This window comes from Bacillus sp. 196mf (genome assembly GCF_003217275.1).
GTDB classification, from domain to species: Bacteria; Bacillota; Bacilli; order Bacillales; family Bacillaceae_G; genus Bacillus_A; species Bacillus_A thuringiensis_S.
Genome location: NZ_QJTG01000031.1, coordinates 1 through 12,596, shown reverse-complemented (window position 1 = coordinate 12,596; position 12,596 = coordinate 1). Strand labels below are relative to the sequence as shown.

Genomic DNA, 12,596 nt, shown 5'->3' with positions numbered 1-12,596 from the left:
GTACCGTGTCAATCTTAAAAAATTATATATCATAACTTTAAGAGAGGAAGGAAAACTATGAAGATGAAACGAAAAATCATGATGACAACGGCACTTGCAGCTACGTTAGCTACAGGTGCACTACCTACTACCTCGGTGTTTGCTGCAGAAAAGGAGGCTCCTATTCAACTAAAAGAGGCACAATTAAGTATTCAACCTTTTGCACAAAACAATTTGGAAACAGCCGTTCAAGCTGCCTTAAATGGTCCAGAAGTCAAAAAAATCAAAGTATTTGAACATGAATTTAATGTAAAGGAAATAGAAGTAGTAAATCTAGGTGCAGGAAAAAAATATGTTAAGGGGCAAATCTCTCATCATTTAAGTTTTCGTCCAGATGATCAATTTTATTATGAGTTTACAGTACAAGATGGAAAGGTACTAGATAAACCTGTATTTAATATTGACAGAGGTGGTTGGACACCATTTGCTGCTCCACTTTTATCAATTCTTGCTGCGTATAATGGAATTCCAGTTAATCCAAATGATTTAAATGCACTTGGTCAGCAGATTGGTAAAGTTATAGATGGAAGCTGGGAACATGCAGCCCAATCAATTGCAACTGTAGTTAGTCTAAGTTTTAATGAGTAGAATTTTTCAATTTTTATTAGCAGTGTAGAGATCCGCTTTTTGTAATCAGCCTTGTTATAAGAGATTCTAAAACAGCTATTAATAAATTTTTACCACTCAATCACATTATCTTGATTTGTTTACCACCTTATCATTCATTATATGTCACAAAATAGAAGTCTTTTTTAGGACTTCTGTTTTGTTTGTATTGAATACGATAAACAGTTGTTTTTTGGAGGCTATACTTCGAGTTTTCAAGAATCCGTTTGGCTATTAGGGACAATTTATAATAAAAAATTATTAAAGTCTCAAATAACTTACTCCTCCTATTGTTAATTATTTTTAAATACAAAAATTTATTATCTTAAGAATGAAAAACAATAAATATAGTAAAAAATCATCTAACAATTGTTTAAAGGTCAGGAGAGAAAAAATGAACAAAATAAAAATGAGAAATTTCTTTAAAATTAGCATCCTTACTTGTATTACACTAGCAAGTTTAAGTACACCATCTACTATTTTAGCTGATAGTCATCCAGGTTACTCCTATGAATCCAATATAGGGTATCAAAATCCATCGTGGATGTCGAAAATAGAAGGTTCAACAAAAATAAGTGAAATATCTATTCCAGGGACTCACGGTACGATGGCTTTACATGGAGCGAGTTTTCTTGATGAAAATTTGACAAGAAATCAAACTATGAGTTTATCCCAACAATTAAATTCTGGAATTCGATATGTAGATATGCGTGTTAAACGTGTAAAAGATTCTTTTGCAATGTATCATGGCGTTGTAAATCAAAAAGCTGTGTTTGAAGATGTATTAAAAGAGACCATTCAATTTTTAAAAGATCATCCAACAGAAACAATATTAATGCGCTTAAAAGAAGAAACTAATCCTGAAAGTGGATCTCTATCATTTGAGGAGATATTTTTAAAATATAAAAACGTTAATGCTTCATATTTTTGGGATCCTAATTCCGTACCAACTTCAGATAGAAATAACCCTACTTTAGGAGATACCCGCGGAAAAATTGTAATCTTACAAAACTTTACATCCGCTCAATTGTACGGGATTGATTACGAAGGTTTAAATATACAAGATAAATTTGAAATTGGAAGCGGACCAGACGAAATATATACAAAATGGATTGCGATAAAAAACCATCTACAAAATACAAATATTAATTTTAATAATGGAAAAATTCATCTCAACCATTTTAGTGGTACGGGGGGCGCAGCCGCATTTTTAAATAATGTATATCCTTGGTTTGTTGCAAGCGGAAAAGAGAGCAGAAATACTGACAGTAGTCCTAAATTGATTCAAACGAATTCCACTAATGCGTGGAGTGATTTCCCTCGCGATAGAAACGGACAAGTATACTATGGGGGGATGAATACACTTGGGACCGAACTCTTACAACAAGGCGCAATTAAACATTCTGGTATCATCGCAGCTGATTTTCCCGGTCCAGGTTTAATTGATAGTATCATTAAATTAAATGGTATACATTCAAATGAAAAGGAAATATTAATTTCACAAATATCATCTGAATCTAGTCCTTTATCAGGGCAACAAAATCGATCCAGCCAAAACTTTAAAATTGATAGTTTACCTGTAGGTACCAAAGAATTAAAATGGGTTATTGTGCCTTCAGAAAAAGATTATCCTTCTACTATTTCTTTCAATGTAATGATTGATGTTTCCCTAGGAATAGATTCCACTCGTTGGAAAAATATTTCACATGAATCTAGGACTGAAGCTTACACAAATACTAAATATTATATTGCAAGTCCAATTGGTGCCACTAGCAAATTCACAGTGAAAATATACGCTATTACAAATTAGAAAAAAAGAATCCCAATGGAATTCCATTGGGATTCTTTTTTAATTTCATTTCGTAAACATTAGGATGGCGTTTAAATTTTATCCCGCATTAACGGGCGCCCGTAAAAGCCCGATTGGTGAGGGATGATAATCAGTGGGGGATGAACAAAACCTTCACTGATTAAAGTTTCACTTTATTAACATATCATTTAATCCATTAGATAATTATATTTGAAACAGCCCTTAATTTTTAAAGAGCAATCCAAAATTGTTAACTACCTTTTTCAGCTTATCATTTATTCAAAACTGGCTTCCAAAGCGATAAAGCAAAAATCCAATTTGAGTCGCCATTTCCTTGATGATTTTGAACTGCTTCATACACTTTCCCCTCATGTACTACTCTATCACCTTTAGTATATGCTTTTCTTGCATCCCATTTTTCATATACGGAATCCTCTGACTTTGTTGTTACATTCAAAACATCACTTCTACTAGATTCATTTCCAGCTAAATCAACCGCCGTCACTACATATTTATACGATGTATTAGCCTTCAAATCTTTATCCATAAAGGATGTATTAGCCGCGGTCCCAATTTTATTCATAACCCCAGCGCTTTCTCTATATACAATATAATGGTCAACACCTACATTATCTTCTGATGGACTCCACATCAAATCAACAGTTGTCGCTGTTGTACCCATACTATGTAATCCTTTTGGTTGACTTGGAGCCTCTATATCTGGGATTGCATGTGTTGTCTTAACCTTTAGTTTTTCGCTTTCTTTTGATATATTTCCAGCAGAGTCTAATGCCTTTATTGTATAGGTATATTCCGTATCTGCTTTTAGTTTTTTATCAATAAAAGTTGTACCTGGTACCGTATCAATTACTTCTCCATTACGTAACACTTGATATTCTTTTACACCTATATTATCAGTAGAAGCCTTCCATGTTATTTCAACACTATTGGCAGAAACTTTAGAGGCATTTAATTCAGTTGGTTGACTTGGAGCTACTGTATCAGGAGTTTCATTATTTACTAAATTTACATCAATTACATTATAAAACGCATTTGACGTATCTGCTACATCCCATACAGCTAAAATAACATGATAACCATTACGATCAGTTGGTACATTAATTGTATGTGTTAAATTATTTGATGCGGCCGAACCGTCATGTTTTACAGTTCCAATTGGTTCTAATTCCGCACGTGTTAATGGTTTATTAGGATCCCATCCTTTTTTTGTAATGTAATAATGCCATTTACTTGTAGAATGTGCTGCTGTATATTTCCATGTAAATGTATTTTCTCCACCCTTAATTGTGTTTTTGAACCAACGATTTGTTGTTTGTTGGTCAAGAGTTCCTCCAAATAGTCCTCCTGCCGAAGCGATTTTACCATCAATCGGTCCACCATCGGGAAACCCTTTAGGTGCTTCTAGACTTTGAGGTTCATACATTACATTTCCACAATTTAAATTTAATGCCCCATAATTCTGACTACATAAAGCAGCACGACTACTCGGCTTTTCAACAAACCCGTGTGCATACGCACTTTGAGGAGTCATTGTGATTGCTGTCATGCCTGCAGCCAAAACACAAGCACCAATCCCCTTTTTACTTGTTCTTAATCTTTCCAATTTAGATGTTAATTTCAATTTCATTTTTGTCCCCCCAATATATTGCTTTCGCTAATATAATAGCAATATAGGGATAAACGAACAAATCGTCAATTAATATATTAATATCTCTCATAAATTGGTACATTTATTATTATTTTTAATCTCCTATAAAAATAAAGTAAATACAATTAAGCAATTTTGTAACATTATGTATTAAAAGAAGAATAAAAACTTCATTTAATTTCACAAAAAATTCAAATATTAAAACAAAAAAATTCCTCATGTAGGAAAAATAAATTTTTTATATTACAAAAAGCAAAAAAGTCTAGAAGAAACCGATTATATCCGTTTCTTCCAGACTTCCGCTACTTTTATACCACTCACAAATTCTTTAACCTTAAACATATACACTTGAGGTTAAAACACATATAATACCCCTACTAATTCAAACTAACGCTTAATTACTTATAAAATAACTTAAGGTATCTAGCTTAACTGTATTTTCTTTATTAATAGCTATTTTCTATCCTGTATTTCCTTACTTTAAACAGATTATCAAAAAATTGTTAATGTTTAAGAAAAGAGAAAAGGTTTAAAAATAGAAAAGAAAAAGATTTAAAAATACAATTTTAACTATCACATTCTAATAATTTATTGTGTTATTTTTATCTAATAAGGCACAGAAACAAAGGATGAACTTCAGTGTGCTTGAGAAAAGTTCTTAGGGTGAAACGTTTAAAGGGTATTTTAGTACTGAGTTTTTATTAAATGTTCCTGTACCTAATATTTAAATTAACGTATGTCAAAATATTTTACAATACGAGTGTTAAACGTTACATATTTCTATATAAAATGATACATTTCATCAGCACGCCTCCCTAATATTTATGCTAAATATAGAAAATTCAGCTCGTTAGGATTTAATTTTAGAATTCTCATAAAAGCATATGATAGATTAGGCACGTAATTGTCACAAATTAATAGTCTATCTACTTTTTAATTACCTATGAAAACTTTATTATCGCTTTATTATTTACTCCTAAACCAAAGAACATCTATACCTACAACTTCTTAAAACTCTTTTAGATAATCTTTCAAAAGATTTGATAGTTTTATATTTTATATTTTTTTATTGTACATTTTTGCATTTGATGTTAGGATTATGCCTATTAAAATTGAATCGTAACGATTCTTCTTTATAATTTCCACATTTTAATTGTTAAATAAAAATATAGATTCTGATATATATATTCAAAATCAGACCTACAATATCTTTATTTTACAATGATTTCGTGGCATACCTTTAGAATGGAAAGATATATGCAACAACGTGTTAAGGGGTTACAGGAGGAACAAAAATGAGAGACTTTTTTGATGATAAGTACAAAAATATTGAATTAAAAAGGAGGTTAATCAATTTAATAAGTGAAATTAGCGAATTCAAAGGAAAATTAGCTGCTTATCAGGAACAAAACCCTGACATATTTAATAGTTTAGAAAAAACTATACCACTACATTACATAAAAAATTTCACAACTATTTATGAGGATATAAAAGTTCCTAATAAAAGATTAAAAGAACTTATTTTAGATGATATAGTACCTCAAAATATTTCTGAAGATGCTATTTTCTGCTATTATCAAACACTTTCTTTTGTACATAAAAACTCCTGTACTTTATTAATTAATCCAGCAACTATACAGGAATTACATTTTCAACTAATACATTATATTACCTCTGACAGTGCCAAATGGCGTGAAAAACCTTTTATTATTCCAGGAGTTCCAGAACATGGAATGCACTTGAATAGTTACCGCATTCTTCCGCATGAACTTATCCCACGGTTTATGGAGCAATTATGTGATCAATACAACTCATTAAATACTAGTAAGGGGCTACATTCACTTTTATTAATAGCTCGTTTTATATTAAATTTTTATTGCATAGTCCCTTTCAATCAAGGTAATAACAGGCTGGCATTTATGTTAATGCAATTGCTGTTAATTAAGAGTGGACATACATTTGTAAAATATGTATGTTTGGATAAATATATTAAGAAAAACGAATCTGATTATTACAATTCGATTTATAAATCTTCGGTGAATTGGTACTGCGAGGAACATAATAATAGCTTTTGGTTAAAAACGTTTTTAACCATTATATTAGAGGCTTACAAAGATCTACATAACACAGTTCTAGATTCTATATGTAAACATACTAAAGTTGAGAGAATTCAGGATTTTATACTTAAACAAAAACAACCCTTTACTAAGGAAAGTATTCGTAACACTTATCCAGACATTGCAGAAAGTACAATCAGTAAGGCTTTAAATTCCTTGCAAGTGTTTGGCCATATTAAGCTAGTTACAAAAGGAAGAAACGCAACGTGGATTAAGATTTGACCATACTTTCAATACACATGAGGTTTAAAAATTCAATTATAACCTTATCATTGAATTTCATTTTAATTTTAAGATAATATTACTTTTTTAGTTATTTCTAATTCCAACAAAACATTTTATAGGAAAAGGTCCGCTTTCCCCCGCCTTTTCCTATAATAAAATGAAATATAAACATAGAATGATTGTCGAAAAAAGTCGTATTTTAATATTTTTTCTTTATTTTCTGGTTGTAAACGTTTCACTTTCATGTTACCATCTTAATCAAACAATAGATGGTAATAAAAATGAAAGTATTTCTTTCCCTTAGAAACATATAAACGTACGGTAATATCAAGAAAATAAGGTCAAAGAAATATTTGATACCTACCAAAATAATTAATAGGAATTTTGTCGCACTGTTTTTTCTGATAATTAAGAAAACGCATTTTGTCCCTAAACAAAATTTGTTGGTGCGCAAAATTAAAATACACTAGAACACCCAAATAAATGAAATATCCTTTTTCATTGAGTATGAAGGTATGAAAAAAAGAATTCTCCTTACAAAATTTAGCAGATTAACATAAAGACATCTAAATTACTACCTTTATCGCCATCTATTGTTGACATCATATTTACCAACTAAAAAAAGAACCTATCAAGGGCTCTTTTTATTATAATCATTCAAATTTCAATTCTATCTTAATACTGAAATTTCCACACAAATTACATCTGCTTTTTGCTCCCAATTATTGAATTAATAATATAGCACATCAAATTTATTAATTCTTATCTCCAATTAGTTTAAATTAGTGAATAAAATTCAATCATATAAAAATAATAAATACAACTAATCGTTATATATTAAAGAGGTGTCAATTTTGTCCTTAAATGAAGAGACCTTAGAAACTAAGACAGATAAAACCATTGAAAAGATCCAAACAAGTAACTTAAAAGAACTTAAAAATACATTAGATAACATCTTTGATATTAGTGCAGATTTAATTGAACATCCTTTGCAATTAAAAACAAACACGAATATTTTACTATATTATTTCGAAGGCCTTACAGATGGTGTTGCATTAAAAACCAATGTTGTTACACCATTATTACAAGAAGTAAATGAAGACAGTCAAATATTTAATTCTAATATTATTGCTACTCATACCAAAATAGTATATACATGGAATGAAATTAAAGAAGGATTACTTGAGGGGCAATGTGTACTGTTTATGGAGGGAGAAAAGCGTTCACTTCTAATAAATACAAAAGGCTGGGCAGAGAGAGCAATTCAAGAGCCAATTTCAGAAGTTACTATAAAAGGATCCCATGATGGATTTATTGAAAATGCCACAAAAAATATAGGTCTTATCCGTCGATATATTCCTTCTACAGAGTTAAAAATCAAAAAGCTGACGATTGGAGAAAGAGCCACTTCTTTAGTCTATTTAATTTACTTAGGTGATGTAGCAAACGCAGATGTAGTCCAAGAAATTGAAACCAGAATCTGTAAAATCAAAACAGATGCGGTATTAAGTATTGGAGAGCTATCTAATTATACAAAAGATCAAAATTGGACTCCTTTTCCACAGGCGTATTTAAGCGAGCGCCCAGACGCCATTTCAAATCATATACTTGATGGGAAAGTAGCAGTATTAATGGATAGATCCCCTGGTGCAATGGTTGTTCCGATGAATTTGATTGGATTTTTTCAAACCCCAGATGACTATAATATTCATTGGCTCATCGCATCATTTTTTCGCTTATTACGATTTGCAGGATTTATTATAGCTATTTTTTTACCCGCATTTTATATTGCTATAGTCTCTTTTCACTTTGAAATTATTCCTATAGACTTATACACTTCTATTGCAACATCAAGAGTCAAAGTCCCTTTCTCCCCCTTATTGGAAGCTTTTATAATGGAAATTACACTAGAAATGCTACGTGAAGCTGGCATTCGCTTACCACAACCAATTGGACAAACTATTGGAATCGTTGGAGGGATTGTAATTGGACAGGCAGCTGTTCAAGCTGGTCTTGTTAGTAACGTTATGGTTATTATCGTATCTATTACAGCCATTGCTTCATTTATTGTTTCTAATTATGATTTATCAAGTTCTATACGCCTTATCCGTTTTCCAATGATGTTATTGGCTTACTTTTATGGGATTGTAGGTATTGTTAGTGGATTAATGCTCTTATTTGCTCATTTTGTTTCACTAACTTCCTATGGTTCACCATACGGAATGCCAATCGCACCATTTCGTCTCCAAGAGTTAAAAGATTCTTTTGTAAGATTTCCTATTTCGATGATTACCACCCGCTCGAGTACAGGACAGCCGAAACAAAGAAAGAAAAAAGAAGGTGGTTAACATGGGGAATCTTAAGTTCCAAAAAGTAACTTTATTCGAATTTATTATTTTCATTCATTCGCTGCAACTCGCATCTGGTATGTTAATTATGCCAAGCCCACTTGCTACTACTGCTGGTACAGATGGCTGGATTTCGATCATTCTCGGATGGATAGTTACTTCTATAATCGGTGTATTTATTATATTAATGTTACAAAAAAATCCTAACAAAAATTTCTCACAAATCTTAAAAACATACTTTGGTAAATGGATAGGGACAATTCTTTTTCTTGCATATGCCTTTTATCTATTTTTTGCTGGATTTAATACTTTATTAAAGGCAACTGATATTGTAAAAGTGTGGATATTCCCTTCCACTCCTGCTTATCAAATCACCATATTATTACTATTACCTTTTATTATTTTAGCCCTGAGTGGGTTAAGGGCTCTTACTAGTTATTCTATGCTTGTTTTCTTCTTCACTACTTGGATGCCGCTATTTCTTCTTTTTTCACTAAAGACTAACTACAATCCTTTACACCTACTACCTATATTTAAAGAAGGATTATACCCTATTGTAAAGGCAACAAAAGAAACCATTACTCCTTATGCTGGCCTAGAAATTGCATATTATATATACCCATTCTTACAAAAAAAACAAAAAGCCATAAAAGGACTACTAATAGCGAATACTGGAACCATGTTTTTCTATCTATATGTTACTATCCTTTCTTATATATACTTTAGTCCAGAAGGGATAAAAGATGTAATCTGGCCAGTATTTCATCTGTTAAAAGGGGTTCGTTTTTCTTTCATGGAACGATTAGAAATTATATATATCGCTTACTATTTAATTGTATTTTCCACTACAATATATCCGTATTTATTTTTCAGTTTTGAATCTGTGACCATTTCACTTCAAAAAAACGCCCGCAATTGGGCGCTACTTGCTTTTATGTTACTTATAGTTGGCCTATTTATTTTCCTAAATCCCGATGTGGATCAATATTTGTTTATATATTCTCTTATGGATATCTTAAATGTCGTTTTCTTTATTCTATTACCAATCTTATTTTTCGCTTACAGTATTCTTTTTACTTGGATTACTAGGAGGAAACAACTTTGATTCGAAAATGGATATGGATTGTAATTTGTTGTGTATATATAATTGGTTGTAGTCAGAGAATTCCTCTTGAGAAGGTTTCATTAATCCTGTTAATTGGCTTGGATAGAACCCCTAATGGAGACATAAAAGTTGGAACAAGCATACCACTCTTTCATCATAAACAACCAAAAAGTACTATAGAACATTGGACACAAGCATCAACTGTATATACTGGATTCAGTAAGATAGATACAAAGTTAACAGGCTTTATGACAGCTTCCAAAGCTGAAATCATTTTAATTGGGAAAAAATTAGCGCAAGAAGCAAATTGGTTGCAGGAGCTTGATTCTTCTTACCGTGATCCTTACGCTACCATTAATGCTAAAGTAGTGCTTGTAGATGGACCTGCAGAAGAAATTTTTAAAATTCATAAGCCTAGTAAACCATCACTTTCATCTTATATAAATGGTGTAATTGAATCGTCAATTCAAAATAACCAATCCGTCTCTTCTACAATTCAACAATTAATGAGAGAACAAAATGAAGAAGGAATGACGCAAGCTGTTCCAATTATCAAAAAAACAAAGAATGAAATCGACACAGTAGGAATTGCATTTTTAAATCGAAAAGGGAAATATTTAACTCATATCCCTAAAAAAGATGTTAAATTTTTTAATCTTATAAATAAGCAAAAAAGTAGCGGGCGAATGATACTACACCTTGCGCTTCCTCCTAAAAAGTCCAACAAAAAAATAAACACTTCTATCTTCGTACAGAACGCGACAAGGAAGGTATTTGTTAATTTTCAAAACGGAAAGTTTGTATTTAATCTCGATATATATGCTAATGTAGCTTTAATAGAAAAAACCAATGCGAATTCAATTAAGGGACACTATGATAATAAAAAAAATATAAATAATTTAAAAAGTGCTATTCAAAAAGAAATTAATAATAATTTACAAAATATGTTGTATGAAATACAGCAGAATAAAATTGATCCAATCGGATTATCCCTATATGCTAGAGCATTTCAATATAAAGAGTGGAAAAAAGTAAAGGGAGATTGGTTGCAAGCGTTAGCAGAGGCTAAAATAAATGTAAAGACACACGTCAAAATAAAAGATACTGGGACCATTAGAAATTAGACTAGTCTATTCTTCTGCTTAAAATTATTTCTAAGTGGAATTTTTCATCTTCTATAATTATGATGTAAAAGATAATAACTCAAAGAAAAATCTACTGGTTAAATGCTAACCAATAGATTTTTTTATCTAAGGATTCTTTTAAAGGTACAACAATTTTACTGTAGTAATCAAGGACTGGTTTCTAATTTTAGTTACTGGAGAGTATAATCCCTACCAGCTTTCATCCCAATAGCAACTCAATGATATAACATTAAAGATATAATCCCTTAACTTAGGGATTTTGACTTTTCAAATTTATACCATTGTCTTAGTTCTATGTACTTTGATATATATGTCCACATCAATATGTTATTGCATCATATACTGAATAGATAATTTAAATTACTTTTAAAAAGGATGATGAGGATGAACCTAGATGATATACAAAAATCCTATGGCGTAATTGTAAGTTTAGGAGGATTGTGTCAAGTCACTAACCAAATCAAAAGGCACCATTTAAGAACATTTTCTGGACCTTTAGATTGGTTTTATTATCCATCACTTTCAGATGTAAACAGATTACTTCAAAGTCGGTTTGAAAAATTTATGAAGTTGGAAAATATGGTCATAGAAGGTTCAGAAAGTTACGGTCTTATTGAATCAGAATTTGATAATCAAACTAAATGGGCAGAACGAATTACCTATTGTATAAAGGACACTTATTATAATTGTTTTTCAATGCATGACTTTCCTATTGACTCAGAAAAGAATTGGAAATCAACTTATCCTTCTTTTAAAGCTAAATTAGACACTAGAATTAATCGATTCCTTGAAAAAATAAATAGTAGTGAATCGATTTTATTCATTAGGATTTGGGGAAATCGAGATGAAGCGATTGAATTAAAAAACGTATTATCCGAAATTACAAATAAAGATTTTAATATTCTTATTGTCAATTTTAAGGAGGATATATCTAATATCGTTGAACAAAATTGGGGAATATCAAGGGTTTGTTCAATTGAACTCCCACGTTATCAGGATAGATGGGAAGGTGATGATTCCGATTGGGATTATATTTTAAATAAAATAACATTAACTTAATACTTTCCTTCTTACTTTTAACATGATTTTGCCAGTAAATTAAAATAGGTGTAGAGAAATAAAATTCCCATCTAATTGATACACACTTAATTAATAAACCGTTCATATAATAATTCATAAGTCCTTCTTTATTTATAAATGCTAGTTTAAATGTACACATTAACACTTGAATAAGCATGTACATTTTCAATAGGATTCTACATACTGACTTTGAGGTGGTTAGTGTGTATATCAAACTAGATATTCCAACGGAATTTACAATTAAAAGTCTTACAGACTTATCTAATTTTAAAAATTTAATGGAGAACTTAAAGATGAAAATAAATAAAAGTCAACTAGCACGAGAATTGAAGGTTGATCGACGTACCATTGATAAATACATGAATGGTTTTATACCAAAGGGGACCAAAAATAGAACATCAAAAATCGATGCCTATTATGAAGTGATTGTAGATCTTTTATCAGATGACACT

At 30.8% G+C, this 12,596-nt stretch carries 8 protein-coding genes and 1 pseudogene; 8 read left to right on the top strand and 1 reads right to left on the bottom strand.

Annotation, left to right across the window (positions count from 1 at the left end):
* The first annotated feature begins 57 nt into the window (after positions 1–57).
* Positions 58–627: a hypothetical protein gene (locus tag ATL10_RS26125; RefSeq protein ID WP_000782798.1), complete on the top strand. Its 570-nt coding sequence runs from the start codon at positions 58–60 to the stop codon at positions 625–627.
* A 412-nt stretch (positions 628–1,039) separates the two neighbouring features.
* Positions 1,040–2,455: a phosphatidylinositol-specific phospholipase C gene (locus tag ATL10_RS26115; RefSeq protein WP_072940712.1), complete on the top strand. Its 1,416-nt coding sequence runs from the start codon at positions 1,040–1,042 to the stop codon at positions 2,453–2,455.
* A gap of 271 nt (positions 2,456–2,726) precedes the next feature.
* Here the strand turns inward: ATL10_RS26115 and ATL10_RS26110 are convergent, their stop codons facing one another.
* Entirely contained in the window at positions 2,727–4,103 is a 1,377-nt protein-coding gene (locus tag ATL10_RS26110; protein WP_098289796.1) for a lytic polysaccharide monooxygenase, read from the bottom strand.
* A 1,316-nt stretch (positions 4,104–5,419) separates the two neighbouring features.
* Between ATL10_RS26110 and ATL10_RS26105 the strand changes: the two genes are divergently transcribed.
* The 6 genes and pseudogenes from ATL10_RS26105 to ATL10_RS26075 all read left to right on the top strand — a co-directional run.
* Positions 5,420–6,463, top strand: a complete 1,044-nt coding sequence (locus tag ATL10_RS26105; protein WP_001204217.1) for a Fic family protein — start codon at positions 5,420–5,422, stop codon at positions 6,461–6,463.
* Between the two features lie 857 nt (positions 6,464–7,320).
* A complete protein-coding gene (locus tag ATL10_RS26095; protein WP_000055701.1) occupies positions 7,321–8,814 on the top strand; it encodes a spore germination protein in 1,494 nt (497 codons plus the stop codon).
* A gap of 1 nt (position 8,815) precedes the next feature.
* Positions 8,816–9,919: a GerAB/ArcD/ProY family transporter gene (locus ATL10_RS26090; RefSeq protein ID WP_000527368.1), complete on the top strand. Its 1,104-nt coding sequence runs from the start codon at positions 8,816–8,818 to the stop codon at positions 9,917–9,919.
* Complete coding sequence (locus ATL10_RS26085) at positions 9,916–11,043, top strand: Ger(x)C family spore germination protein (protein WP_098236176.1); 1,128 nt, start codon at positions 9,916–9,918, stop codon at positions 11,041–11,043. Before ATL10_RS26090 ends, ATL10_RS26085 begins: the two co-directional genes overlap by 4 nt.
* Positions 11,044–11,448: 405 nt before the next feature.
* A complete protein-coding gene (locus ATL10_RS26080) occupies positions 11,449–12,123 on the top strand; it encodes a papain-like cysteine peptidase (RefSeq protein WP_016512478.1) in 675 nt (224 codons plus the stop codon).
* Between the two features lie 224 nt (positions 12,124–12,347).
* Positions 12,348–12,596: pseudogene (locus ATL10_RS26075) on the top strand (IS21 family transposase); the annotation flags it as partial.

Bases quoted from the DNA above. Each gene is read 5' to 3' on its own strand.
- ATL10_RS26125 (WP_000782798.1), top strand. From the start codon at position 58: ATGAAGATGAAACGAAAAATCATGATGACAACGGCACTTGCAGCTACG.
- ATL10_RS26115 (WP_072940712.1), top strand. From the start codon at position 1,040: ATGAACAAAATAAAAATGAGAAATTTCTTTAAAATTAGCATCCTTACT.
- ATL10_RS26110 (WP_098289796.1), bottom strand. From the start codon at position 4,103: ATGAAATTGAAATTAACATCTAAATTGGAAAGATTAAGAACAAGTAAA.
- ATL10_RS26080 (WP_016512478.1), top strand. From the start codon at position 11,449: ATGAACCTAGATGATATACAAAAATCCTATGGCGTAATTGTAAGTTTA.
- ATL10_RS26090 (WP_000527368.1), top strand. From the start codon at position 8,816: ATGGGGAATCTTAAGTTCCAAAAAGTAACTTTATTCGAATTTATTATT.
- ATL10_RS26105 (WP_001204217.1), top strand. From the start codon at position 5,420: ATGAGAGACTTTTTTGATGATAAGTACAAAAATATTGAATTAAAAAGG.